Source organism: Alcanivorax sp. DSM 26293, from assembly GCF_900107995.1.
Lineage (GTDB): Bacteria > Pseudomonadota > Gammaproteobacteria > Pseudomonadales > Alcanivoracaceae > Alcanivorax.
Window position 1 is genome coordinate 121,156 of sequence record NZ_FNUM01000001.1, and the last position, 25,249, is coordinate 146,404.

A 25,249-nucleotide genomic window follows, 5' to 3' on the forward strand; every position below is an offset into this window, starting at 1 on the left:
CGAAACCACACCCCGTTGGAGCTTTGCTCGCAAAGCGAAGCTTCCCGAAAGAGGGAACTGCACCAAGCCTTCGCCTTGCGAGCAAGGCACCAACCGATCAGGTCTGGCTTCGCCAGTGAAAGCGCACCCGCAGGGGCGGTATCACCTCGCCTTCCGGCTGCCCGACCATTTCCGCATGGGCGGAATGATGGAGCAAATGCGCCGTGCTGGTGACCAGGGTCTGGAGCTGGTTATTGGCGTGCTCAGGGCCATTAAAGCGCATGATCTTGCCACTGTCGTCGGCAACCCAGTACCAGGTGTCACCGAAACGCACCTTGACGGTACAGACGGACAGGCAGGCTGAGAAGATCTCAACCTCATCGGCTTTGCGCTTGTGCAGTTTCTTCGGGCTGATGGTTTCCATATGAGTAATAGTGGCTCCACGGCTGTGAAGCCCGCATCAATCACTCAACCTGCCAGAAATTGCTGCACATCCAGCAGACCAAAAGGCCAACCCAGCTCCCGTCCCTCCTTCATCAACACGGGAATGCGTTCACCGTATCGCGCCAGCAACTCATCATCCTCAGCCACATCAACCAGCGTCAGCGTGATATCCGGTGCCACCGTGGACACCAGTTCCCGGGCCTGTTCACAGAGATGGCAGCCCACCGTGGTGTAAAGCACTACACTCATCAGTCCTCCACATGCCGAATGGCATAGCAGACATGAATCCTGTCATTCCGGCGGAAGTCCTCCGGGATGCTCCAGCGGGTAATATCGTCTACCTGATACCACTTGCTGATACTCGGGTCGAGTTCAAACCGCCGATAGTTGCAGGAAAAATACAACACCCCGCCCGGCTCCAGCCGGCGCATGATCTTGCGGATCAGCTCGCCGTGATGCTCTTCCACCACGAAGTCGCTGCGTGACTTGTTGTTGGAAAAGGTCGGCGGATCACAGAACACCAGATCAAACTGTTCCTGACATTCGTCCAGCCACCGCATGGTGTCGGCTCGCACCAGCTCATGCTGGTCAGTGGAGAAACCGTTGGCCGCCAGATTGCAGGCTGCCCACTCCAGATAACGTTTTGAGGCATCCACCGTGACGGTGCGTTTGGCGCCTCCCACCGCGGCGTGCACGGTCGCCGAGCCGGTGTAGGCAAACAGATTGAGAAAGCGCTTACCGCTGGCTTCCTCGGCAATCTTCAGTCGTGTCGGTCGATGGTCAAGGAAAAGACCCGTATCCAGATAGTCCTGCAGGTTGATCAACAGTTGTGCCTGCCCTTCGCGCACCAGCCGGTAACGGCCCTGGCCATCCAGTTTCTGATATTGCTGGTTGCCTTTCTGGCGCTCCCGGGTGCGCAGATGCACCTGCTCACGGTGCACACCCAGGGCGGCGCGGACTGCGGTTACCGCCAGATCCCGGCGTTGCTTGGCCTTTTCCGGGTCCACGGTTTTCGGCGCTTTGAATTCCTGAACCAGTACCTGGTCACCATAGATATCCACCGCCACATTGAACTCCGGTAAGTCCCGGTCGTAGAGGCGATAACACTGGATATCCTCGCGCTCCAGCCAGCGGCGCAGATGTTTGCCATTCTTGCGAAGACGGTTTACCAGGGGCTGCGCCCCTTCCGGTACGTCAAAGGCGGATGACTCAGCAATGGTCACCACCTCCACCGGCGCCGGCTGGCGAGAGTGATACAGACGGATGAAATTATTGAACGGTCCGTTCTTCAGTCGCCACTGGCCCTGCAGATCCATGCCGGAGCGGTCCATGACTTCCGCATCGGCTCCCAGCAACACCGCCTGCCAGTTCGGCGCCAGCCTGGCCAGCAATCGTCCCAGCGCGAAATGCAGCCAGCCGGCCTGCTGCTGTTCATCCAGGCGTTCGCCCCAGGGCGGGTTGGCCACCAGCAGCCCTTGATCGGCAAAATCCCGGGGACGCAGGGCCCCCAGTTCACGGCGCTCGAAGTGAATCGCCTGACGCCCCCCTGCCCGCTCCGCATTCTGCTGGGCCAGCTGGATAGCGCGGCCATCCACATCGAAACCCTTCAGGGACATTTCGGGAAGCGGCTGACGGACGCTATCGGCCGCCTCCGCCATTGCCTCCTGCCAGAGCTGACGACGGCAACCCCGCCACTGCTGAAAACCGTACTGTTTGCGCTGGGCGCCGGCAGCCCAGCCAGCGGCGATTTGCGCCGCTTCGATGAGCAGGGTGCCGGAACCACAGAAAGGATCCATCAGGGCCGCCGGATGACTGCCATGACGCCAGCCTGACGCCCACAGCATGGCCGCGGCCAGGGTTTCCCGTAGCGGCGCCCGTCCCCCGGCCAGCCGGTAACCGCGGCGGTGCAAGGGATCGCCAGCCAGATCCAGCCACAGATGTGCCTGGTAAGGGTCCAGCCGGGCACGGATACAGCAACTGCCCCGGGCATCCCGGGAAATGGTGAACTGTGGCGGTAACGCCTGAATAAAGCGCTTGGTACTGATTCGGTTATCCCCACGCACTCCCACCCCGTGTTCCAGGTGGATATGCAGTGGCGCATCATTGCCCACCAGCGCCAGCCAGTCCTGGCTGGCAGCCAGCTTTTCCGGGGCAATATCGGGAGAGACCCCCAGGGTTCCCAGGGACAACAACACCCGCTCGGCAAGGCGTGACCACAGGCAGACCCGCAGGGCATCCGCAGTCCCGCCGCTAAACGCCACATGGGCGCGACCGGTTTCTGTTACCGATATCCCCAGTGACGACAGTTCATCGGCCAGCAACTCGGCAATGCCGGGCATGCTGGTGGCCACAAATTCCATTACTGATACCTCGTAAGTGACTGTTTTATGCGCAACGAAAAAATTAACGTTATATCTTTCAATGCGTTACACAAACTGTCATCAAGCTGCCCTTTATACGTCATATGCTTAACAAGCACGAACCATATTGCTACATGATATTCGACACCACCCCAACGGTTTCCCATACTGAATTGGTCGACCCCGATAACTGGCCTTGTTCTCTGCCAGGGGTCATTGTCAATACCGCTATCTGTGAAAGGGAAAGCGTCTATGAAGCGACAAAAACGAAACAAAGACGACCGCGCCTACAGCCGGGGATACAACGCCGGCCTGGATGGAAAATCTCGTGAGGAATGCCCGTTTGGCACCCTCAGTGCACGTACTAACTGGATGGGCGGCTGGCGCGAAGGTCGCACCGATTTCGCACAAGGAATGCTGGGGGTCTCCAGTATCCAGAATCTGAAAAATATCGGCTAACACCTGACTTAACAGTTCAACACCGCGCCGGCGTGTCACGCGCCGACTCACAGGGCCCCTCCCGGGCCCTTTTTAATTGCTGGCCTCTATCTCAGACAGCCCTGGGCCAAGCGCGGGCGATATCACCAATCAAGCCCGGCCCCTGATAAATCAGACCACTGTAGATCTGAACCAGATCGGCTCCCAGACGCTGCTTCTCCAGTGCATCGGCGGCACTATTGATGCCGCCCACGCCGATAATCGGAATTCGGCCTTTCAGCGCCTGGCTCATGGAGGCAAGCGCCCGGTTGGCAACAGGCGTCAAGGGGGCACCACTGAGGCCTCCCTGCTCATTCCCTTTGGGCAGCCCTTCGACCCCTTCACGGGACAGAGTGGTGTTGCCTACACAGACACCATCGATACCGTGCTGAACAAAGGCTTCCGCCATGGCCTGCAGCTCTTCGTCAGTGTTGTCCGGTGCGATCTTGATCACCAGCGGGACACGGCGGCGATGCTGCTGATCCAGACGGCTCTGGGCCTCGCGCAGCGTGCCGAGCAGCTCATTGAGGGCATCCCCGTGCTGCAGGCTGCGCAGGCCCGGAGTGTTGGGAGAAGAGACGTTCACCACCAGATAGGACGCGTAGGCATGCACCTTCTGCTGACAGATCAGGTAATCCTGGACCGCGTCTTCCACCGGCGTGTCCTTGTTCTTGCCGATATTGATACCCAGCACGCCCTTGTAGCGGCTCTGTTTCACCGCACCCACCAGATAATCCACACCAAGGTTGTTGAAACCCATTCTGTTGATCAGCGCCTGTGCCTTGGGCAGGCGAAATAAACGAGGCTGGGGGTTACCCGACTGCGGACGTGGTGTCACCGTACCCACCTCGATAAAGCCAAAACCCAGATCGGCCAGGCCATCGATGCAGTCACCATTCTTGTCCAGGCCCGCCGCCAGCCCCACCGGATTGGGGAATTCAATGCCCATCACCTCCCTGGGAGAGGCAGACACACTGCCCGGCCACAACTTGCCAGTCCGCTTGCGCAGCATGGCCAGAGTCAACTCGTGGGCATGTTCTTCAGACAGGGAAAACAGCAAGGGGCGAGCAAGGGAGTACAGCATGGGATAACCCGGATTGTGATAATGGCGGGCATTATAGCCAAGCTACCCAGGCACTTCGATGCTTTGTGTCGGACAGCGGCTCTGCCCAGGGTCAGGCGTCATGGAATCGTCTACCCATAGGAGTCATGCTCCCCCCTAAGGAGGATCTGCGACATGCGAACCGGGACCCGGCGAGGATACCGTGGCGCAGCTTGCTCCAGAGCTTTTCAAAAAGCCCTGTCGGCCCCGGATAATCCCGGCCACCCTGCGGGCAGTCCCCAAAAAAAACAAAAAAAGCCCGGCGAAGCCGGGCTTGAAAATAACCAACGAAACCAGCGCGTCAGTTAGCTTTTCTGACGAGCGCGGGCCGCATCAGGCTTGAGTAGGAAGGCGCCCAATGCAGGCAACAGCCAGAGGGCCCCGATCATATTCCACAGGAACATGAAGGTGAGCAGAATGCCCATATCCGCCTGGAACTTGATGGAACTGAAAGCCCAGAAGATCACGCCCACTGCCAGGGTAATCCCGGTGAAGGCCACTGCCTTGCCGGTGGTCTTGAGGGTTTCTCGGTAAGCCGATTCCAGGTCCATACCCTGTTTCAGGTAGTGGGCCAGCTTGCTGTAGATATAGATGCCGTAATCCACACCGATACCCACACCCAGGGCGATCACCGGCAGCGTGGCCACTTTCACCCCGATGCCCAGATGCGCCATGAGCGCCTGACAAAGAATGGACGTGAGACCCAACGGCACAATGATACAGATCACCGCACGGATGGAACGGAAAGCAATCAGCACCAGAATGGATACCACCGCATACACCAGCGCCAGCATGGGATACTGGTTGGCCTCGATGGTCTGGTTAGTGGCAGCTTCCACACCGGCGTTGCCGGAAGCCAGCTTGAACTCGATGACCTCTTCGTTATTGCGTTTTTCGGCAAAATCCGCCACCGCAGCGGTAACGCGATCCAGGGTTTCCGCCTTGTGATCATCCAGGAACACATAGACCGGCGCCAGAGAACAGTCCAGATTGTAGAGGCTGTCCGGCATGAAGCTCATCACGTTGTTCAGGGCATACTGATCCCGGGAAATGGTGGCCCATTTCAAGGAGCCCTCATTCATGTTGGTGGCGATCAGCTTGGTGGCTGAGGCAATGCTGACCACATCCTGCACACCCTCCACGCTCCGCAATCTCCAGGACAGATCGTCCACGGTCTCCATGGCCGGGTAAGTGTTACAGGACTCCACCGGCGTTTTCCCCATCACCACCAACACATCGGCACTGACGGAATAGTTGGATACCAGGAAGTTCACGTCATGGTTATACCGGTACCGGGGCTTGGGCTCATAGCCACGCGGGCAGTCCATGTCTTCGCACGGGTCCGGCCAGAGTTCCGGCGCACCCTTGTCCAGGTCACCGATTTTCAGGTCCTGGCTCATGTAGATGCCGACACCGTAACCGGCCACCGCAATCACAATAGAAATCGCCGCCAGTGGTTTGCGGGTAAACCGGGCAAACAATCCGGCCAGCGGATGCTCTTTCTTCTCGCCTGCCTGGATCTTGCGAACAGCCGCACCGCTCACTCCCAGGTAGGACAATACCGTCGGCACCACCAGCAGATTGGTGATAATGATCACCGCCACACCGATACTGGCGGCCATGGCCAGTTCGCGGATCACACCCACATCAATGATATAGAGCGTCAGGAACCCGATGGCATCGGACACCAGCGCCACCATGCCGGGCACATACAGTGACTGGAAGGTATTCCGCGCAGCGTCCAGCGGGGTCTGCCCTTCGGCCGCATAGTTGGCCAGGGTGTTGACGATCTGCACCCCATGGGACACCGCAATGGCAAACACCAGGAACGGCACCAGCATCGAGTAGGGATCAATGGTGAACCCCAGGGTGCTGACAATACCGAGCTGCCAGATCACCGCCACGAAAGAGCACACTGTCACCGTTACCGCACTGCGCAAACAGCGGGTATCAATCAGCAGCAATACTGCGATCAGCGCGAGGGTGAAGAAGAAGAACATGGCCACTTCTTCAGCCGCAGCCATCACATCGCCGGCTTTCTTGGCCAGACCGACAATATGAATGCGTACATTGGGATACTTGTCCTGATAGGTCTGGCGGATCTCTTCCAGACGGGCGGACAAGGCAGGAATATCCACACCGTTCTCGCCCAGGGCATCCAGCAAATGCGCATGCACTACGCTGGACTGGAAATTATCCGCGACCAATCGGCCCACCTGGCCCGAACGCAGAACATTGGTGCGCAGATCTTCCAGGCTGGCCTCGCTGCCATCGTAGCCAGCGGGAATCACTTCACCGCCCTGAAAGCCCTGCTCCGTTACCTCGTTCCAGCGCACATTGCTGGTCCAGAGCGAACTGATCTTGCTCGGATCCACGCCATCAAGGGCAAACACCTCGTCGGTGATTTCCTTCAGGGCGGTCATATACTGGGCATTGAAGATATCGTCGCTTTGCGTTTCGGCAACGATCACACGGATATCGTTGCCCAGACTCATATCATCCTTGTGTTCCAGGAAGTTCTGAATATAGGGGTGGCCCAACGGGACCATTTTCCGGATATCGGTATTAAGCTGAATCTTACTGGCCTGCAGGCCCAGGAAGACAGTCGCTGCCACGAACAGCAGCAGGACGACGGGACGGATGGAGAACAGCCCGTTGGCAATGGTTTTGGAAATACGACCTGACATGCTGTGCCCCTTATTTCACGTCTTCAATCACACGCACCCCACCCTGGCCGGCGATCACAACGCCGCCCTTTTTCCTGGGCAAGACTGCGGAGATGGATTCACGGTCCGGAAGGAACCGCAGGGAGAAGGTTTGACCACCATCATGGCTGGTGAGAATGCCGCCGGCATTGGTGACCAGCACCACCGTGCCGTCCTCCAGCACCGTGCCATCATTCACACCACGGGTCAGTTTGCTGGGCACTTTGACCCAGCTGCTGCCACGATTGGCGGTTAACCACACATTGCCTTGCAGGCCGTAAACCAGCACCTGATAGTCGGAAATCGGGGTCGCTCCGAACAGGGTTCCGTCATAGGGACTGCTCAACGCTTCCCAATTCTCGCCCTTGTCCGCGGAACGAAAGATGACGCCTTTTTCGCCAACCAGATAACGGTCGCTGCTCGCCGGCGCTGCCGCGTAGCCGTAAAGGTGCCAGCCATCATTGTTGCTCAGCGCATTGCTGCGCTTGTTCCAGGTATCCCCTCCATTTGAGGTCTCCAGGTAATACCCATAACCCCCGACCGCCACAGCCTTGTCCCGGCTTTCGCAGTGCACATCCAGCAGCGGCGCACCGGAAGTATCAACCGGAGCCGCTGCGGTCTCCTCGTAGGGATCGTCACTGTAGAGGTCGTCGCCGTAGGCGTCGTCTTCGTAGGGGTCACCATAGATATCGTCCATGGACAGATCGTCCAGCTCTTCATCCACGGTGTCACTGTCATCACTGCCGCCCAGCGGGTCGCTGTATTGCAGTGTCCAGCTTTCCCCGCCATCGCGGGTGCCAAGCACCACGGCATCGTGGCCGACAGCCCAGCCGTTGCGGGCATCAGCGAAACAGACCGCTGTCAGGAGGACTTCTTCAGGCGTCCTGGCCGCCTGCCAGTGCTCTCCCTGATCATCGGAGTAAAGAATTTTGCCACGGTCACCCACCGCCACAATCCGGCCACCGGCATCAGCCAGGTCCAGATAGTTATTGGCAGTCACCAACGGCGATTTGTTGTCGATAAACTGTGCCTGCAAAGGGGCAGACAGCATGGCTGCGGTAGCCAGCAAAAGTGTTTTTCTCATTGTCCCATCTCTTCCCGAAGGCTCGTTGGTCGAGCCGAGTGCAAAACGACCGGGGGCCATGGGCGTCCCGGTCGCGTTGCCAGTGCTGCCGCTAAACGGTCAGCCTTTTCTTGTCATTAACGTCCACGGCGGCGCAGAGCGGCCGGATGGAAGTAGCGATCATCCGGTACCGGCTGGCTGTAATCCAGAATGGACGGCTCTTCGTTATCCAGGAACTGAACGTGGTAGCGCTGGGCCCGCAGATCGTGGAAGGTATCCAGAGCGGTCCACTGGGTCGGCACTTCGTAGTAGTTCTTGATGTAGGCAAGGCTGACACGCCACAGCTCATCACGACGGTCATACTGGTCGATGGCGGCGATCTGCCAGGAATCCGCATCAATGTAGAAGCGACGCTTTTCGTAGATATGGCGCTCACCTTCCTTCAGGTTCGCTTCCACGACCCATACACGGTGCAGCTCCCAACGCTGGTAGTCTGAATTCACGTGGCCCTGTTGCAGCAGGGTTTCGTATTTCACGTCCGGGCTGTCCATCTTGTAGTTGTTGTAGGGGATGAACATTTCCACCGGCTTTTCGTGAACCAGCTTCCAGTTGTACTTGTCCGGCGCACCGTTATACATGTCGGTGTCATCGGCAGTCCGCAGGCCGTCAGCCGCCGCAATGGGCGTATCATAGGCCAGGTTGGGCGCACGACGGACACGACGCTGGCCGGCGTTATAACCCCAGGCCTGACGAGGCATTTTCTTCTGGTCAAGCATTTCGTGAACCAATACCGCACCACCGGCCAGACGTGCCGGCGCCTTGGTGAAGGACAGGTAGTAGAAAATGATGTTGTCCAGGCTGTCGAAGTTGTACTTGGGATCGTAGTAACGGAAGTAGACTTCCTGCTGGGAAGTAATCAGGGAGTAGGCACCATTACGCTGTACCGCCACTTCCGAAGCACGACGGACCACGTACAGCCCGCGCCAGCGCAGGATATGGTTCCAGATCGCCTGCAGCGCCTTGTCTTCGTTGCTGCCACTCAGGATCGGGAACGGGATCCCGCCAAAGGCATTGTTAACGCCGGTCTCTGCCAGTGAAGCCTTGGTCGCGTTGCTTTTGGTATTGTCATAAACCCATTGCGGCGCGGAGGTGGAGCGGCGGCTTGGATAAACATTGAGTTTGAAAGTATCCGGGTAGGTTTTCAGCATACCCTGCACACCCTCAGGCACCTTGTCTGCATACTGTGACAGGTTCTGGGCGGTGATGGTGAATACTACCTTGTCATTCTTGAAAGGGTCCGGGTGGTGCTGGCCGGGACGGGTGTATTCCTTGGGGATATCCTTTTTCTGGATACCACCGGTCCAGTCGGGAATGCCAAGGCCAGTGGAAACGGCTTTACCGTTGCCTTTGACGTCAGCCCCGAACGGAGTCAGGGATTTACCCAGCTTTGCCGCTTCTTGCGCGGACACGGCAGCCTGCACATTGGCCGCGACGCTCAGTGACAGCGCCAGCGCGCTGCCCATGGCGGTCAATTTCTTCAACATGATTGCTCTCCGAATAAACGGGCCGGAATCCCGGCCCGGAAAAAATTAAAACGAGTACTTAACAGAAACCGAAGCGTTGTTCCGGTCGGCCAGTTTGTTGGAATATTTGGCGCCCCAGAAGCTGGTGGCAGACATGCCCACTTCCAGGTTGTTCAGGTACACAAAATCCAGCCCCAGAGTGGCGGCCTTACGGTCTTCCATGAAGTTGCCACCGATGGGGGAATTGCCACTGACATCGTGGGCAACCCGCACGCTGGGGCTCATGGAGATACCGGCGAAAATGTTGTTGTAATCCGCTTTCAGAACCGCACGATACCCCCAGGATGTGTCATCCAGGTTATATTTGTTCGGATCATCCGGGCTCAGGATCTGGGCTTCTGATCCCAGTATGGCGGCCGTGGAGTTATACTCCAGTTCCGGGTTTTCCAGGCCTTCAATGTGCTCCACGCCCAGTTCCACCAAGGCGATCAGGCCATCGGTTCCCCAAGTGGGACCAAAGTTGAAGATGCTGACCAGAGAGCCGTTGTAGCTTTCCACTTCGTCATAGAAGTAGTAGAGCTGGCCTTCCTGCACTGGCGTGTTGGAATTGAGGCAGCTGCCACCCAGTTCCGCACGCACACAATGCTGGGTGAGACTCCCCAGGGTTGGTGTCGGATTTGCTGCTGCGCCCGCCAAAGACTGGATCAGGTTGTCGCCAATTTCGTTGATAATGGCGCGTTTCGGCCGGTATGCCACTTCACCAGCCAGCGACATGGTGCCGATACTTGTGTTGAAACTGGCGCCAAACATGTCCTGATCTTCCACATAGGCCATCTGATACTCGGTGGTATCGATGGTTTCAGGCACGCCTGCCAGACCCGAGGTATTGATTTTGTTGATCCGTGACCCGACCACAGGGGTGCGGGAATGGGTGCGGGTATAATAAAGCGCGAATTCAGTGCCATTCAGCCCTTCGGCGAAATACCGGTAAGCCAGACCAAACTGACCATGGTCCTTGGCTTCTTCGTCACGGATACGGTCAACGGTTACCTGGGTTGCTTCGTACTCATAACCCGGGCCGAATTGAGCCGTGTAGGCGGCGAAGGCATTCTCAAGACCCGGCGCGCCCGCGCCAAGAGCCACCACACGACCATCAATGATTACGTTGTCAGCCCCTCTGCCCGGAAACCCATCATGGGTAGAGAAATAGGTACCTGACGGTGCGTCCTCGGAGTTTTCCCATTCGAACTGGTAAAAGCCTTCCAGGGTCGCGTTAAAGGTCAAACCGTAGGAAAAGTACAGGCTATCCAGAGGCAGCAATGCTTCCTTGATCTCCGAACCGGGCAGGCGCAGGGCGTTGAGGTCGAAGTAGTTGGCAGTGTTGACGCCGCCCTGGATAAACAACGCCTCACCCCAGTTGATCACCTGCTGGCCAAGACGGACGTTGAGGGGTTTCTCGAACAGGTCGAAACTGCCCCAGACATAGGCATCCAACATACGGGCACGCTGGCCGGCATAGCGCTCTGCATCACTATTGAAGTCGTCACCGATACCATTGTTGGCATAATCGGAGTAGGTCGCATAGCGGGTAAAACCGTTACCCGGCACGAAAGGACCCGACTTCATGAGCGCGCCGCCATCATGGTCTCCACCCATGATCTGCTGATCGTAGAACGCCGTAGCTCGCACGAACATGCCATAACGTCCCTGCCAGCTCAGGTCCATTTCCGGCGTGATTTTGTACACCAACGAGGCCAGACCGGTATCAAAATTGTTGTTGGCATCGTTCTTGTTGACCTGAGAGCCATAACCCTGGAGGGTCATGTCAACCACATCACCGGTGGCCGCCAACATCCGGTCCTGCCCTTCTGTACGGAACAACGCACCGACAGACAAGGCGGTATCCAGTCGACCGGACCAATCCGGGTTATCGAATTGCAGCTGAACCGCTGAGGCAGGAATTGACAAGCTGGTAAGGGCTGCAGCACCAGCAACAGCCATCGCTAACCTGGTTTTGCGCAGGGGATTATTATTCATGTAGCTCTCCGAATTGCCATGCATGGCTTTATTGTTCTTGCCCGGGTAACGGCTTCTCCCGTTGTGTCATCGGTCCCATCATTCTCTCCGATGCACACCCCTACCCAGACTAAGTCTTAATTCTTACATATCGGGACCAAAAAGAAATCCCCCTTCAGTGTACATTTAACGACCAGCCAGTCACTACTTTTGTGCGCCCCCAGCCAAGCCGTAATCCGCCTGAGGCATCAACGTAACCAGGGCCACGGCCTGATACCCCACGTTGGCGCGAAGCTTGCGAAGTGCTGCGGCAACGTCTCACGATTCCGCCTTATAGAAGTACCGCGTCAATCAGGCCGTGAGTATCCGCCCAAGGACCTCGCTCAGATTGTCTGAGGCCTGCTTTTTCACCGCCTCCAGGGCAGATGCCAGCTGGCCACGACGCCCGGGTTCGAGCTTTGGCAGACGCGCGGCAGCGTTGGCCAGGCGGGCTGCGATCTGGGGGTTAATCCCGTCGAGTCGGGTCAGAACCGCCGCAAACAATCGGTACCCCTCCCCGTCAGCAGAATGGAAAGCCGACGGATTACCATTCGCCAGGGTGCCCACCAGGGCGCGTACGCGATTCGGGACAGTCCAGTCAAAAGCAGGGTGCGCCATTAGCGCCTCTATTGTGGACAGACTGGCAGGCCCCGGGATGGAGGCCTGAACCGCAAACCACTGGTCCATCACCAGAGCCTCATCGGCCCAGCGTTCTGCAAACTGGGCCAGCGCTTGATCTGCACCAGCCAGGTTGTAATGCACCAGCACACGCAATGCCGCCAGCTCTTCAGTCATGCACAAGGGCAGCTCGAACAATTCGACCGCCAGGCGTTGCGCTTCCGGGTGGCCGGACGCCGCCAGGTAACCCAGCGCCAGGTTGCGCAACTGACGCCGCCCCATGGCACGGCCATCCATTTCCAGCTCGGTCGCAATCAGGTTTTCCGCCAGGGACAGCCAGTGATCCTGCAATGCCTTGCCCAGTGCCTGCTTCATGGCATGGTGAGCCACATGCACGCTGCCCGGATCCAGGGGGGTATGACGGTCCCCCAGGGCCACTTCACCGGGCAGTGACAACAGCAGGGCCGCCTGGGCCGGATCCTCATCGGCCCGGGCAATCACCTGTTCCAATACCGGCACCAGCAATTGCGCTTCGGCCCCGGCGGTCCCCTCCCCCGTGACCAGACGATCCAGGGCGGAGAAATAGAGCCGCTGGGCGGCGCTCCAGCGGCAGTAGCCATCACTGTCGTGGGCCAGCAAGCGAGACAACTGGCCATGATCGAAGGCGTAGTCCAGCACCACCGGCGCTGAAAAACCCCGCGGCAAGGACGGTGTGACCGGCCCTGTGGCATCAACGCTGAAGGTCTGCTCTTCCCCGTCGATGATAATGACCTTCTCCCGATTGCCGGCCTCATCCAGTGGCAAGGGCTCACCGGCTTCGTCCAGCAAGGCCAGACGGACTGGAATCATCAACGGCTGCTTCTCCGCCTGTCCCGGTGTCGGGGGCGTATGCTGACGGAAGGTGAGCTGGTAGCGCCCATTTTCCAGCTTGTCCGTCACTGTCAGAATCGGGGTGCCGGCCTGACTGTACCAGCGCTTGAACTGGGTCAGATCCCGGCCGGAGATCTCCTCCATGCAGGCAACGAAGTCATCACAGGTGACGGCTTGACCATCGAAACGCTCGAAATAACGATCTGTCGCGCGACGAAAGTCTTCGGGCCCTAACAGGTGGTACTGCATACGGACAATTTCGGCACCCTTTTCATAGATCGTCAGCGTGTAGAAGTTATCAATTTTCTGGTATTCCGCCGGGCGTACGGGATGGGCCATGGGCCCCTGATCTTCCGGGAACTGATGGGTAACGAGAAAATCCACATTCTCCACCCGTTGCACGGCGGCGGAGTTCATGTCCGCAGAGAACTGCTGGTCGCGGAAGACGGTGAAACCCTCCTTGAGGCTGAGCTGAAACCAGTCTCTGCAGGTAACCCGGTTGCCGGACCAGTTATGGAAGTACTCGTGGGCCACCACGGATTCCACTCGCTGGAACCCCGCATCGGTGGTCGTGGACGGGTGCGCCAACACACAGGACGTATTGAAAATATTGAGGCCCTTGTTTTCCATGGCCCCCATATTGAAGTGGCTGACTGCCACGATCATATAGATATCCAGGTCGTACTCACGCCCGTAGGTCTCTTCATCCCAGCGCATGGCATTTTTCAGGGACAGCATGGCGTGGTCCAGCTTGTCCAGATCACGGTGCTCCGCATAAAGGCGTAGCGATACCCGACGACCGGAACCGGTGGTATAGCTGTCTTCCAGGCAGGCCAGGTCGCCGGCTACCAGGGCAAATAAATAGCAGGGTTTCGGGAAGGGATCCTCCCAGGTCACCCAGTGGCGATCCCCCTCTTCTCCTTGCGCGACCGGGTTGCCGTTGGATAGCAGCAGCGGGTAGCGCTTCTTGTCAGCGCGAACCGTAGTCGTAAAGCGGGCCAGCACATCCGGGCGATCCGGAAAAAAGGTGATGCGGCGAAAGCCTTCCGCTTCACACTGGGTGCAGTACATGCCGTTGGAGCGGTAGAGACCGTCGAGGGCGGTATTCTTTTCAGGCTGAATATCTACGATCGACGTCAGTTGGCAATGCTCAGGCAACCCCCTGACAATCAATTGATCATCCCTGTACTCGTATTGACCATCATCCAGCGCAACCCCATCCAGGCTCAAAGCGCGCAGGGCAAGCCCCTCGCCATTGAAGCGCATTTCACCTGCCGGAACAGTAGACGCCGGATTATGCTTCAGAGACAAACGGCTGGTGACGGTTGTCACGCCATCATGGATATCCACATCCAGAACCACCTCTTCCACAAGATAGACGGGAGGCTGATATTCCGCCAACCGGGTGGTCTTAACTGCACTATGCGCGGTTTCCATGCATGACTCCTGCTGCGTTTCTGATGCTGCCCATATTAGACACTTGCCCTAAACGACAACACCCCGCGGAAGCGGGGTGTTGTGATAAACGGTTGTGCGTCAGGTTACGGAGCCGCCTCCACATCTCCAGGCGCCTGGGTCCCTATACCCACCTGTGCACCCGACGACAGTACAAAACTGACAACCTGGGCCTGCATTTCTGCAGTGACCTGCGGCGCACCGCCCGACGGGGTCAGCAGCGAGCCATGTCCACCGGCGGTCATTTTCACATAGCCCGGTGTGCTGGTCACATTCGCTGCGCCGGGACCAAACTGGGTCGCACCAGTGAGTGACGCCAACGCCTCTGTTCCCATCAAGGGCAGGGCCGGATCACCGTTTGGCACTACAGCGTCACCATTGACCTGTTGAATCAGTACCGGCACGCCAAGGGTGCCAAGCGTTTCGGCAAAGTTCACCGGATCACCGGACGCAACGGTACTTTGCGCAGCATAGAGGAAGCGCTCGTAGTTGCTGGTACCGACATTAACGCCATTGGCCGCCAACCCTGCCTGAATGCGAGGAGCAAACGTCGGGGAGTTGTTCAGTATCTGGGTCAACTGCGTACCCCCAACCGATGCAACCAGGCCTTTGATCGGGTTCAGATTGCTACCGAAGGACATGTCGTTACCAATCGCTATCTGATTCACGGTGGTAAAGACAGACCCTACGATCGCACCCAGTGACGCACCCACTACCGTTACATTATCGGTATCAAGCGTGCCATTAGTCGCAATATCCAGATCGCTGATGGCCTGCAAACTGGCATTCAGGTTCATGAGATCCATCACCGACTGACGGAGGTTGTCCCGTGTGTTACCCAAATTCGCCAGATTGATGAACCAGGCACCTGAGCCATCTTGTGCGGTCGGGCTATCAAAATTCATCAGGGCCGGGTTACCCGTCGCCCCCTGAACCACATTGAAATGACGCTCATGGAAGTCCTCGCCGTAAAGGGCAGAGAAATCAATCAGCGCACTGTTCTCAACATTCAATGCGGCAGCAAAGTTACTGTTGGCTGGCACCCCATGGACTGGCAAGTCAATTGCCACGGTGGCAACGCACTTGGATGCAAGGGTGTGGCCCAGTGCCATGACCGAGGTCCGATCGCTGGTAATACCATGAACGTACATGACCACAGGGTAACCTGAGTTATCACGCACATTGGCACAGGTTGCGCCCATCAGCTCTGCGGGTGCGGTAGCAGGATTCGGCAGGGTCACCTGTAGCGGCACCAGCTCATCGCCGGTTTTTGCAGCAAAGGGATACCGGTAGGTCACATTATAAGAACCGTCAAGATCGGCTGGAGGAACGCCCTCTCCTACCTGGGAACCGAGCACCTGATCCGCATTCCAGGTCTTCTGCAGGTAACTGAAGTCTGTCGGTGCAGCAGGGGCCGACAGGTAATAAGGCAATGAAATGCTGCCGGTATAAAGCGTGCCAACCCCTGCAGCCAGTTGTCCGGCCGTCAGCGCCGAGAAATCCAGCCCCGTAGCCGCGTTTACGGAAACCGTGCGCGCTTTGGGCGTGCTCAGCAACTGATTGTTTTCCAGGTTAGTGGCAGCTGCAACTGCATCACCCGGGGCAGAACCGCCATTAATCAGGGTTTGTGCAATAGCACCGCGTGGGGCCCCCATGGCGACCAAAGGAGTGACCGGATCGGTAGTGGTAAATGTATAAGAGATCACCACGGAATCCCGGGCATCAAGCGGGTCAAGCCCCAACACATTAGCGAGAAATCCCGATGCTATCGCTTCCCAGCCTTGTACAGCAGTCCGGACAGGCTGAAGCGCCGCTGTCAATGCGGGCTCATTCTCACCCAAAGTCTGGTAGGCACTGGAAGGCGTAATCGGGCTACCATTTGTATCGAGAATGCCGTTCGTGACGAAAACCAGGTATTTGGTTTTTGCCAGCAATGGCTCGGACGGGGTCACACGAAGGACGTTATCGGTCCCCCCATCAAGGGACTCCACGGAAGCTGTGAAACCGGGAATATCCGCAGAATTTACCGGGCTCATCAGATCAATATTGGCTGGATCCAGAGCATCCCCGTTGCTGTTCAGCGGAATCAGAAACACGTTGGGGACGCAAGGGCTGCCGAGCGCGCACACCGTGCCCGCATCAATGGAGCCGCCAGCAAAACCGATATCGAAATATGCGGTCGTGGAGAAACCATCCAGATCATTGATGGCCGCCTCTACCGCATTGGTAGGAGTCCCGACATTAGCAGTACCGTCAGAAGTGGCGGCCGCTGCAAAAATCAGATCTGTATTCAGGGGTAGATCAGACGCCAGAGGATCAAAACGGGGAAAAGTCCCGATTTGGGTCGCACCCTCACTCTGATCAGGAACGGTATCACTGCCGCCACCGCAGGCCGCCAGTGCCAGGGCCACTGCCGCAGGCAGTACTTTCTTGTAGATATGCATGGGTTCTCCCAAACCATTTGTTATCTTTTTTATTTCTCGCCACGCCGCAATCTCCCATAACGCAGCGAGAAAGACATCTTCCGCGTGTGCCGAGTCTGCGTCGGCTACGCTACACAACGGAGTTGTCACCTAGGAAGAATACAGTATGTTAGAGAGAGCACCAACGGTCTTTGACGGGAAAAGAAGGACGGTAGTCCGACAGGCGGTATCCAGGCGACGACCAGCCAGTCATCACCCTAGAGGGAGGTGGTAGCAGGGCTATTGCAGTCGATCCGGGGCTCGCAGGATCACCGGCTGCTCCTCCTGTGCCTCTCCCTCACTCTTGCACTGCTGCTCCATGTAGCCAGTGCGCTGCTCTTCGGGTAGGTTCTTTGCCTCCCAAGCGATGACCGCCTGCAGGCAGGTTTCACGCTGCTCGCGGGTCAGCGGCCGGCCATCCGCCCATTTGCCGGTCTCAATAGCGCGGCGCATGTTGTCACAGACCTCCGGGGTCATGGCGGCAATCAGATCGTCAAAGCTCTGGTAGGTCATATAGATAACTCATTTTAGGCTACAGCTGCATCACGGACGGCTTCGCCATGCAAGCATGACTCCAACAATGTGAGTACTGCGCGGCTCAGTCTGCCGCTATTAACTGTTCACTGTTAACTATTAACTGCTTTTCAACTGCTATCACCGGGACGGGTACTCCAGCCCAGCTTGGAACGACAGGCCTGGTAGAAATCATGTCCCGGTGGGTGAATCAGGTGCAGACGGTGAGGCTTCTTGCGGATCGCAATCACATCGTCCACCTGCAGACGAATCCCGGCGGTGCCATCACAGCTCACCAGCGGACGGACCTTTTCGGTGGTGATATGGATCTTGATCTCGCTGTCTCCGGCCACCACCAGCGGCCGGCTGGTAAGGGTATGGGGATTGAGCGGCACCATTACCATGGCATCCAGCTTGGGATGCATGATTGGCCCCCCGCCGGACAGCGCATAGGCCGTGGAACCGGTGGGTGTGGAGATGATCAGACCATCAGACCGCTGGCCATAGACAAAATGGCCATCGATCATCAGCTCGAAGTCGATCATATGCACACTGTCACCGGACAGCAGCACGATATCGTTCAGGGCGCAGCCCTCACCCACCACGGTCTTGCCGCGGCGAACTTCCAGATCCAGCAGGAACCGCTTTTCGGTGGTGTACTCACCATCCAGCACCTGCCCTACCCGGCTTTCGATTTCGGAAGGAAGGATGTCAGTGAGAAACCCCAGGTGACCACGGTTAACGCCCAGCACAGGCACATCAAAACGGGCCAGAGTACGGGCGGCGCCCAGCAAGCTGCCATCGCCCCCGACCACAATCACCAGATCACAGGCTTCCCCCATCTGCGTGGCAGATGCCGCCTGCAGCCCCATTTCTGGCAGGCTGCCGGCGATGTTCTTGTCGAGGATAACGGTACAGTCCCGCCCATTGAGGAAATGGATCAACTGGCGCAGGGAATACAGCGCCTGTTCGCTTTCTGAACGGGCTATCAGGCCGATATTGCGGAATTTGTTGCTAAAAGTCTCTTGCGCCACACTAATCCTGGGCAGCCGAAGCTGCATCCGGTGGAGGGCTCGCCCGCCATCCGGTGAGCAATTACCCCTGTGTCAGGTACTCGCTCAGGTTAGCAGCATTGGCATTCAAGCCGCCATCCAGAACGATTACGTCCAAGCCGGCGTTTTTTAACAGAAAAGCCGCCGTGGCGCTACGTCGACCGGTATCGCAGTAGGCAATATAGGTCTTGCTGGGATCCAGCAGGCGGGATTTCAGCCGCAGCACATTCAGCGGCATATTGGTGGCGCCGACCAGGTGCTCCTGGTCAAATTCATCGCTGGTGCGCACATCAAGCCACCAGGCACCTTTTTCCGCAGCACCCAGCACATTTTCCGCCGGCATGGTGTTGATAATCGGCTCGCGCAGCAGGGCATCAAAGTCCTGGCGTTCCAGCTTCATCAGCACCCCGTCGGTGGCCATGGTCACCGTAGCATTGCGGGGCTTGCCGGAAAGCAGCGCCTCTTCGCCGAACCACTGCCCCTCCTCCAGCATGGCAACCGGTGTCGGAGCACCGTCACCCATGCTGATGGCCACCTCGCAAACCCCCTCTTTGAGGATATAACAGCAGTCTGCGGCCTCCCCCTGCCGGATGATGACCTCACCCTGCTTGTGACGATGGGCTTTAAGGCGACGGAAGATTTCCAGGATGTTGCTGGGGGGAACCCGGTGAAACAGCTTGGACTTGAGCAGCCGGATCATCCACTCGCGATCATTCTGATACGCAGAGTTGGCATTGATATCGAGAATCACATACCCCGCCGACTGGTCCCAGGAAAGAATGGTATCCAGCCGAAAGCTGTCAAAGCGAACCACACTGACCTCAGTCAATGCCCGGGCCGTACTGCGACGAGGCTGCGCATGCTCCAACGGGTGCCAGGATGCCGTATCCCCGGCACTGACAATCCGTGTCTGCCCCGCTTCATCGGTCAGCTCGACCTTGCCGCTGAGCAAGTAAATCGTGGTGTTGTCCTTGTCGCCCTGCGAAAAAAGGGCATCTCCTGACGCAAAGCGACACACTTCCTGCTGGTCCAGCAACCAGTCCAGCTGGTCCCCGGACAGCGCATTCACTGGCACAAAGGTCTGCAAAAGGCTTTTATCAATGGATTCCTGTGCCATAACAGCCGCTCCCGGATTCTTGTTCTGAAGACAACATCATACTTTCAGCGTAGAGAATGCAAAAAACCTACCATTTTTCATGGAAATGGCACTGGTTCACATTCCGGTATCAGCGAAAGCGCAACACATTGTCGATGGCGGAATCATTCCGGCAATTGGGGCAACGATTGGCATTGCAGTCAGAAACCCCGGGCTTGAACTGATTGGGCACTTCCACCCGGATCACACGCTTGCCACAGGCTTGCTGATCGGCACCCACAGGGACCTGGCAGACCGGGTTTTCGTAGTGAGCCAGCCAGGCCCGATAGTGGTCTTCGGTAACCAGGCACTTACGCGCCGCAAAGGCCACCGGATTTTCCATATAACTGCCGATCTGGTCAGCGGAAATCGAGATATGCCCCGCCCCGGGGTGAAAGGCAATAAAGCTCAACCCCAGGCTCTCCAGTTTCTCCAGCACCTTCTGGGCCCCGGTACTGGCCTCTTTGACCCGGTTCCGCTTGAGCTCACCAAGCTCCTGCTTGAGCTGACTGATCAGATCATCCCGGGTCAGCACATCCATTTCCTTGGCGTGGATCTGCTCGGAAAGCTTGGCACGCTCTTCCTCGATGCGCTGCTCCAAAGCCAGCTTGTACTGCTCAGTCAGCACCTCCAGCTCACTCCCCTGGGACTGGCTTTGCTGGCTCTGCTCCTCAAGGCTCTGGGTCAGGGAAATCACCTGGGCTTTCAGTGAATCGTTTTGCTCGCGAAGGGCCACATTCTGGGATTTGAGGGTTTTGAACTGGCCCATGACTTTTTCCAGCTGGGCATTCAGGATCTCTTCCTTCTGCTGGGCGGCATAACGCAACTTCCCCACCTCTTCGGAGTGGGAATTCTCCAGCGTCTGCACCCGCAGGCGCAGCTCCTTGATAATTCGGGCCAAGCGAACCCGCTCTTCGTCGGCCTCTTTCCGGCTTTCGCTTTGATCCGGGGCAATGGTGGGCGCCTTCGTCTCGGCACCAATCACCGGCGGCGGCGTGGCCGGCATGGAATCCAGCTCGTCATCGATCTCAAGACCCAGCTTCGGACCACGCTCCCGAATGGTGTCACGAATAGCAATAAAATCATTGGCCCCCGGCTTCATGCCCGGGTCCCACATCTGATCCTGGTGCCAGGCCACCGGGCACTGACTGCGACAGGCCAGACGGATCGGCCCGGCTCCCATATCCGGCCCTTGCCCGGCGTGCTCAGCAAGGTGGCGCAATGGCACATTCCAGGTCGTATCCGCCATGCCATCTTCATCAAAATCGATGGTGAAAAGCACCAGAGAGCGCACGCGTAGCTGGCCATTGACCAGACAATACGCTCCGCGGACTTCCTTGTCGGCAAATTCGGGCACACCCACCATGCCATCCAGGATTGCCTCAAAATCCGCGTACAGCATACTTTTCGTAATGCCCCGGTGATCAAAAAACAAAATCGCTTCGGACGTCACGGAGGATAGAGGCATGTGTCCTTCCTTACCTTGAGAATTATTGTAGTTGGCCACTGACCTGCCACGGCGTCACTGCCTGCAGTCCCGGAAAACACTGGCAAAAATCAGGGTGCTACCAATTATAGTCAGCCCCTCACAAAAGAGTGTGACCTGAATGGCAGTAAAAAAAAAGCATAGGCAAAGCCGCTGCCAGCTTGCAGGAAAGCATTGAGCCAGCGCCACTAACGGCGTCACGTTGCCAGGAAAAAAGTCGGTATCAGGTGTTCGGCGGGGAGGAATGGGGGGTGAACCGGAGAAGGGCTGAACGGAAAGGAATCAGAGCTCCTCTCCGTCATCGACCCAGCTGTCTTCTTCCAGCCACTCCTCCAGGCATTCCATGAGCTGCTTCTCTTCAAGGCGCTCTTCCAGATAGTCTTCCATTGGCTTGTCCTCCTTTCGTCTTTTCAGTGTTGTGGACCTGAAATTAGACAGGGATTCAGTGACAAGTTCATGAAAAATGGACGGATACCGGATATACCGGGTCAGCGCTTACGCTTTGTCAGGCGTCGGTGGCGGCGTGGACGAGAAGGCAGAAACAAAAAAGGCCCCCATCGATGGGAGCCTTTAATGCTTGAATAGTGGCGGAGCGGACGGGACTCGAACCCGCGACCCCCGGCGTGACAGGCCGGTATTCTAACCAACTGAACTACCGCTCCAGCTATTCCTTTCGGAACTCTTTACTCTTGAAACTTGGTGGGTGGTGACGGGATCGAACCGCCGACCCTCTGCTTGTAAGGCAGATGCTCTCCCAGCTGAGCTAACCACCCGCATCGCGTTGCGAAGTGGGCGCCATTTTAGGGATTGGGCCCGGGGTGTCAACGGCTTTTTGCAGAAAAAAGTCCGTTTGCCTAGAAAATGGTCGGAACGGCTAAATCTTGGGCAGAACGGCCAAAAAAACCGCTGTAGGAGCCCATGCTTGCATGGCGAACAGAGCTTCAGCGATGAAAAGGCGATGCGGCTGCTCCCGATCTCCGAAGAAGAAGCTGTCGAAGCCCCACAGGCCTGATCGCCCTTCGGGCGATTTCCTCGCTAACGCGAGGTTCGCCATGCAAGCATGGACTCCTACAGCGGCTGCGTAGCTTGCCGTTTCAACTCTCTTGCGCCTCCAGCGCTTCGATATGCGCCTTGGCCTCATCGAGAGTAAATTTGCCCGGCACCGGCTGGCCGTTGGGCTTGGCAATCAGGTAGTGATGTACATCCAGCGCCCAGGTCTGCCGGTTCAACTCTCCTTCCTCGATGATGGAGTAGCCTCTTTGCCCCCAACTGATGGCATTGCCGATCATGCTTCCCCCACCACCCGGCGGACGATGATGTCGGCCAGATCATCCAGCGTCAGGGACCCCTCCCGGTCGAACCAGTTGGGCACCCAGCCGGTCATCCCGGTGATCAAACGGCGAATGATAAAGGGATCATCCCGGAATACCCCCTGCCCGTGCAGGGCATTCAGCGCATCCAGCCACAGCTGTTCATAGATGGCCCGCAATTCCAGCGCCTTGCTCTGCTTTTCCTCACTGAGGCATCGCCACTCCGTGACCAGCACGGCCATGGCCTCGGCCGTATCGCCGACGTTGGACTGCAGCTCGGCCCGCACCAGCGCCCGCAACTGCGCTTCCGGCCGGCTTTCTGCCGCCATGGCTCGCCGCAAGCGGTCGGTATTGAAATGAATCACCTCTTCCATCACCGCATAGAGGATATCCTCCTTGCTTTTGAAGTGGTGGAAGATAGAACCGCTCTGGATCCCGACTGACGCCGCAATATCCCGAACCGTGGTCCGGTCGAACCCCTTGTCCCGGAACAGGTGCGCCGCAGCACTGAGCAGACGCCCGCGGGGAGAATCATCGATTCCATTAATTGCCAGTGACTCAGCCATTGTTTTCCTCTGTTTTGTATCCCCGCATTATCCCGATTCCGGGATGCACGCTGCAAGCCAGTGAGTGCGCAGCCTTCCATTAGCTTGTACAGACTTTTTTGCTTGCAGCTTGAAGCTTGTAGCTTGAAACTGACTCTTGCCAAACCAAGCGCTTGCTTGGTAGCTTACGAGACCACGCTTTCACACGCAAATGGAGCCATCATGACCGAGCCCGTTCGTATCGGCTGCGCCGCCGGATTCTGGGGTGATACCAACAGCGCCGCTTTCCAGCTGGTCAAGCAGGCCGAGATCGATTATCTGGTGTTCGATTACCTGGCCGAGGTCACCCTGTCCATCATGGCCGGGGCACGCATGAAGGACCCCAGCGCCGGCTACGCCCACGACTTCGTCAACAATGTCATGGCGCCGCTGGCCAAGGACATCAAAGCAAAAAACATAAAAGTCATCAGCAATGCTGGCGGGGTGAACCCGCGGGCCTGCCGAGAGGCCCTGGAGAAAGTCTTCGAGGCTGCCGGCATCGAGATGAAAATTGCCCTGGTGGAAGGCGACGACCTGAATCCGCGCCGCAATGATTTTGCCGATGTGACGGAAATGGATAGCGGCGCTCCCCTGCCCCCCATGACCGTTACCATGAATGCCTACCTGGGCGCCCTGCCGATCAAGGCGGCCCTGGATGCCGGTGCTGACATCGTACTCACCGGCCGTATTGCTGATTCCGCCGTGGTACTGGGGCCGCTGATGCACGAATTCGGCTGGGCCGAGGACGACTATGACAAACTGGCCCAGGGCTCCCTGGCCGGCCATGTGATTGAGTGCGGCGCCCAGTGCACCGGCGGCAATTTCACCGATTGGCGCGATGTGCCCGATTTCCACAACATGGGCTTTCCCATTGCCGAATGTTTTGCAGACGGCCACTTCATTATCAGCAAACCGGACAATACCGGCGGCCTGGTCACCCCAGCGACAGTGGGCGAGCAGATCGTCTACGAGATCGGCGACCCCCGCGCCTACATGCTGCCCGATGTGATCTGTGACTTCACTAACGTGACACTGGAACAGGTGGGTGACAATCGGGTCCGCGTCAGTGGCGCAAAAGGCCTGCCGCCCAGCGACACCTATAAAGTCTCCGCCACTTACCCGGACGGTAACCGCATCACCGCCTCATTTCTGATGGGGGGCATCGACGCCCCGCAGAAAGGCCAGATGGTGGCCGATGCCATCCTGAAAAAGGTGGCCGGCCTGTTCACGCAATTGGGCATGGCCCCCATGCGCGAAACCAGCGTGGAAATTCTCGGCAGCGAAACCACCTACGGCGCCCATGCCCGTCGCGGTGACACCCGCGAGGTGGTCGTCAAAATCGGCGCCCTGCACGATGACAAGAAAGCTTTGGGGCTGTTTGCCCGGGAAATTGCCCAGGCTGCCACCGGCATGGCCCCGGGACTGTCCGGCCTGGTCGGCGGACGTCCCAAACCGTTCCCGCGCATCCGCCTGTTTTCCACTCTCGTCAGCAAGAACAGCATCCCGGTTACCGTGAACCTGGACGGCGACACGATACCCGTCAGCATTCCTGCCGGTGCGCCCTTTGACCCCGCCAGCCTGCCGGAAGATCCACGCGGCGAAACCGCCAGCGGAGACATGGCGGTCCCCCTGGTCAAACTGGCCTGGGCCCGCAGCGGCGACAAGGGCAACCATGCCAATATCGGCGTGATCGCCCGCCGCCCCGAGTATCTGCCCTTTATGAATGCCGCTCTGGGCGAAGAGGCAGTGGCGGATTACATGCAACACGTCCTCGACCCGGACACCGGCAGCGTCAGCCGCTGGTCCTTGCCCGGCATGAATGCTTTCAACTTCCTGCTGAAAAATGCATTGGGCGGCGGCGGCATCGCCTCACTGCGCATTGATCCGCAGGGCAAGGCATTTGCCCAGCAGTTACTGGATATGCCGGTGATGGTGAGTGAAGAGATCGCCAGAACACTCGAAGATAACTAAGACATTGTGGGAGTGGTCGTTCGACCATGACGGCATCTCGAAGGCCAATTCGCGGTCGAACGAGCGCTCCCACAGCAAGAGACAA

19 protein-coding genes and 2 tRNA genes are annotated in these 25,249 nt (G+C 57.9%); 2 read left to right on the plus strand and 19 right to left on the minus strand.

Going from position 1 to position 25,249, the window contains the following annotated elements:
- Window positions 1–97: 97 nt before the first annotated feature.
- The 3 genes from C4S63_RS00525 to rlmKL are packed head-to-tail and all read right to left on the minus strand — an operon-like array spanning window position 98 to window position 2,783.
- A complete protein-coding gene (locus tag C4S63_RS00525) occupies window positions 98–403 on the minus strand; it encodes a DUF6482 family protein (RefSeq protein WP_103916372.1) in 306 nt (101 codons plus the stop codon).
- Window positions 404–447: 44 nt separating this feature from the next.
- Window positions 448–672, minus strand: coding sequence for a glutaredoxin family protein (locus C4S63_RS00530; RefSeq protein ID WP_062816502.1), 225 nt, complete (start codon window positions 670–672; stop codon window positions 448–450).
- Window positions 672–2,783, minus strand: a complete 2,112-nt coding sequence (gene rlmKL, locus C4S63_RS00535) for a bifunctional 23S rRNA (guanine(2069)-N(7))-methyltransferase RlmK/23S rRNA (guanine(2445)-N(2))-methyltransferase RlmL (RefSeq protein ID WP_103916373.1) — start codon at window positions 2,781–2,783, stop codon at window positions 672–674. Before rlmKL ends, C4S63_RS00530 begins: the two co-directional genes overlap by 1 nt.
- A gap of 252 nt (window positions 2,784–3,035) precedes the next feature.
- Here rlmKL and rmf point away from each other — a divergent pair, with 252 nt between their 5' ends.
- Complete coding sequence (rmf, locus tag C4S63_RS00540) at window positions 3,036–3,242, plus strand: ribosome modulation factor (protein WP_062816500.1); 207 nt, start codon at window positions 3,036–3,038, stop codon at window positions 3,240–3,242.
- Window positions 3,243–3,333: 91 nt separating this feature from the next.
- Here the strand turns inward: rmf and C4S63_RS00545 are convergent, their stop codons facing one another.
- The 16 genes from C4S63_RS00545 to C4S63_RS00620 all read right to left on the minus strand — a co-directional run bounded on the left by C4S63_RS00545 (window position 3,334) and on the right by C4S63_RS00620 (window position 23,175).
- A complete protein-coding gene (locus C4S63_RS00545) occupies window positions 3,334–4,344 on the minus strand; it encodes a quinone-dependent dihydroorotate dehydrogenase (RefSeq protein ID WP_062816499.1) in 1,011 nt (336 codons plus the stop codon).
- A 323-nt stretch (window positions 4,345–4,667) separates the two neighbouring features.
- Window positions 4,668–7,049, minus strand: coding sequence for an RND family transporter (locus C4S63_RS00550; RefSeq protein ID WP_103916374.1), 2,382 nt, complete (start codon window positions 7,047–7,049; stop codon window positions 4,668–4,670).
- 10 nt (window positions 7,050–7,059) lie between these two features.
- Entirely contained in the window at window positions 7,060–8,151 is a 1,092-nt protein-coding gene (locus C4S63_RS00555) for a YCF48-related protein (protein ID WP_103916375.1), read from the minus strand.
- A gap of 116 nt (window positions 8,152–8,267) precedes the next feature.
- Entirely contained in the window at window positions 8,268–9,674 is a 1,407-nt protein-coding gene (locus tag C4S63_RS00560; RefSeq protein WP_062816496.1) for a DUF1329 domain-containing protein, read from the minus strand.
- A 45-nt stretch (window positions 9,675–9,719) separates the two neighbouring features.
- Entirely contained in the window at window positions 9,720–11,690 is a 1,971-nt protein-coding gene (locus C4S63_RS00565; protein WP_103916376.1) for a DUF1302 domain-containing protein, read from the minus strand.
- A 330-nt stretch (window positions 11,691–12,020) separates the two neighbouring features.
- Window positions 12,021–14,633, minus strand: coding sequence for an aminopeptidase N (gene pepN, locus C4S63_RS00570; protein WP_103916377.1), 2,613 nt, complete (start codon window positions 14,631–14,633; stop codon window positions 12,021–12,023).
- Between the two features lie 104 nt (window positions 14,634–14,737).
- Window positions 14,738–17,095, minus strand: coding sequence for a hypothetical protein (locus tag C4S63_RS00575; RefSeq protein ID WP_103916378.1), 2,358 nt, complete (start codon window positions 17,093–17,095; stop codon window positions 14,738–14,740).
- 258 nt (window positions 17,096–17,353) lie between these two features.
- A complete protein-coding gene (locus C4S63_RS00580; protein WP_103916379.1) occupies window positions 17,354–17,626 on the minus strand; it encodes a YeaC family protein in 273 nt (90 codons plus the stop codon).
- Window positions 17,627–17,757: 131 nt separating this feature from the next.
- A complete protein-coding gene (locus C4S63_RS00585) occupies window positions 17,758–18,687 on the minus strand; it encodes an NAD(+) kinase (RefSeq protein WP_062816491.1) in 930 nt (309 codons plus the stop codon).
- A 34-nt stretch (window positions 18,688–18,721) separates the two neighbouring features.
- Window positions 18,722–19,795, minus strand: a complete 1,074-nt coding sequence (locus C4S63_RS00590) for a cyclic nucleotide-binding domain-containing protein (RefSeq protein ID WP_062816490.1) — start codon at window positions 19,793–19,795, stop codon at window positions 18,722–18,724.
- Between the two features lie 109 nt (window positions 19,796–19,904).
- Window positions 19,905–21,281: a hypothetical protein gene (locus C4S63_RS00595; protein ID WP_063510108.1), complete on the minus strand. Its 1,377-nt coding sequence runs from the start codon at window positions 21,279–21,281 to the stop codon at window positions 19,905–19,907.
- Between the two features lie 603 nt (window positions 21,282–21,884).
- A tRNA-Asp gene (locus tag C4S63_RS00600) sits at window positions 21,885–21,961 on the minus strand.
- A 35-nt stretch (window positions 21,962–21,996) separates the two neighbouring features.
- A tRNA-Val gene (locus C4S63_RS00605) sits at window positions 21,997–22,072 on the minus strand.
- A gap of 101 nt (window positions 22,073–22,173) precedes the next feature.
- A complete protein-coding gene (locus tag C4S63_RS00610) occupies window positions 22,174–22,353 on the minus strand; it encodes a hypothetical protein (protein ID WP_063510107.1) in 180 nt (59 codons plus the stop codon).
- A 40-nt stretch (window positions 22,354–22,393) separates the two neighbouring features.
- On the minus strand, window positions 22,394–22,588 hold the full coding sequence (locus C4S63_RS00615; RefSeq protein WP_103916380.1) for a hypothetical protein: 195 nt from the start codon (window positions 22,586–22,588) through the stop codon (window positions 22,394–22,396).
- Window positions 22,585–23,175 carry a TetR/AcrR family transcriptional regulator gene (locus C4S63_RS00620; RefSeq protein WP_103916381.1) on the minus strand — a complete coding sequence of 197 codons (591 nt, stop codon included), beginning with the start codon at window positions 23,173–23,175 and terminating at the stop codon, window positions 22,585–22,587. Before C4S63_RS00620 ends, C4S63_RS00615 begins: the two co-directional genes overlap by 4 nt.
- Window positions 23,176–23,376: 201 nt before the next feature.
- Between C4S63_RS00620 and C4S63_RS00625 the strand changes: the two genes are divergently transcribed.
- Window positions 23,377–25,164 carry an acyclic terpene utilization AtuA family protein gene (locus C4S63_RS00625; RefSeq protein ID WP_103916382.1) on the plus strand — a complete coding sequence of 596 codons (1,788 nt, stop codon included), beginning with the start codon at window positions 23,377–23,379 and terminating at the stop codon, window positions 25,162–25,164.
- The last annotated feature ends 85 nt before the right edge of the window (window positions 25,165–25,249 follow it).

Bases quoted from the DNA above. Each gene is read 5' to 3' on its own strand.
- C4S63_RS00585 (WP_062816491.1), bottom strand. From the start codon at position 18,687: ATGCAGCTTCGGCTGCCCAGGATTAGTGTGGCGCAAGAGACTTTTAGC.
- C4S63_RS00595 (WP_063510108.1), bottom strand. From the start codon at position 21,281: ATGCCTCTATCCTCCGTGACGTCCGAAGCGATTTTGTTTTTTGATCAC.
- C4S63_RS00620 (WP_103916381.1), bottom strand. From the start codon at position 23,175: ATGGCTGAGTCACTGGCAATTAATGGAATCGATGATTCTCCCCGCGGG.
- C4S63_RS00525 (WP_103916372.1), bottom strand. From the start codon at position 403: ATGGAAACCATCAGCCCGAAGAAACTGCACAAGCGCAAAGCCGATGAG.
- C4S63_RS00530 (WP_062816502.1), bottom strand. From the start codon at position 672: ATGAGTGTAGTGCTTTACACCACGGTGGGCTGCCATCTCTGTGAACAG.
- rmf (WP_062816500.1), top strand. From the start codon at position 3,036: ATGAAGCGACAAAAACGAAACAAAGACGACCGCGCCTACAGCCGGGGA.
- pepN (WP_103916377.1), bottom strand. From the start codon at position 14,633: ATGGAAACCGCGCATAGTGCAGTTAAGACCACCCGGTTGGCGGAATAT.
- C4S63_RS00550 (WP_103916374.1), bottom strand. From the start codon at position 7,049: ATGTCAGGTCGTATTTCCAAAACCATTGCCAACGGGCTGTTCTCCATC.
- C4S63_RS00625 (WP_103916382.1), top strand. From the start codon at position 23,377: ATGACCGAGCCCGTTCGTATCGGCTGCGCCGCCGGATTCTGGGGTGAT.
- C4S63_RS00560 (WP_062816496.1), bottom strand. From the start codon at position 9,674: ATGTTGAAGAAATTGACCGCCATGGGCAGCGCGCTGGCGCTGTCACTG.
- C4S63_RS00610 (WP_063510107.1), bottom strand. From the start codon at position 22,353: ATGGCGAACCTCGCGTTAGCGAGGAAATCGCCCGAAGGGCGATCAGGC.
- rlmKL (WP_103916373.1), bottom strand. From the start codon at position 2,783: ATGGAATTTGTGGCCACCAGCATGCCCGGCATTGCCGAGTTGCTGGCC.
- C4S63_RS00580 (WP_103916379.1), bottom strand. From the start codon at position 17,626: ATGACCTACCAGAGCTTTGACGATCTGATTGCCGCCATGACCCCGGAG.
- C4S63_RS00615 (WP_103916380.1), bottom strand. From the start codon at position 22,588: ATGATCGGCAATGCCATCAGTTGGGGGCAAAGAGGCTACTCCATCATC.
- C4S63_RS00545 (WP_062816499.1), bottom strand. From the start codon at position 4,344: ATGCTGTACTCCCTTGCTCGCCCCTTGCTGTTTTCCCTGTCTGAAGAA.
- C4S63_RS00575 (WP_103916378.1), bottom strand. From the start codon at position 17,095: ATGCATATCTACAAGAAAGTACTGCCTGCGGCAGTGGCCCTGGCACTG.
- C4S63_RS00565 (WP_103916376.1), bottom strand. From the start codon at position 11,690: ATGAATAATAATCCCCTGCGCAAAACCAGGTTAGCGATGGCTGTTGCT.
- C4S63_RS00590 (WP_062816490.1), bottom strand. From the start codon at position 19,795: ATGGCACAGGAATCCATTGATAAAAGCCTTTTGCAGACCTTTGTGCCA.
- C4S63_RS00555 (WP_103916375.1), bottom strand. From the start codon at position 8,151: ATGAGAAAAACACTTTTGCTGGCTACCGCAGCCATGCTGTCTGCCCCT.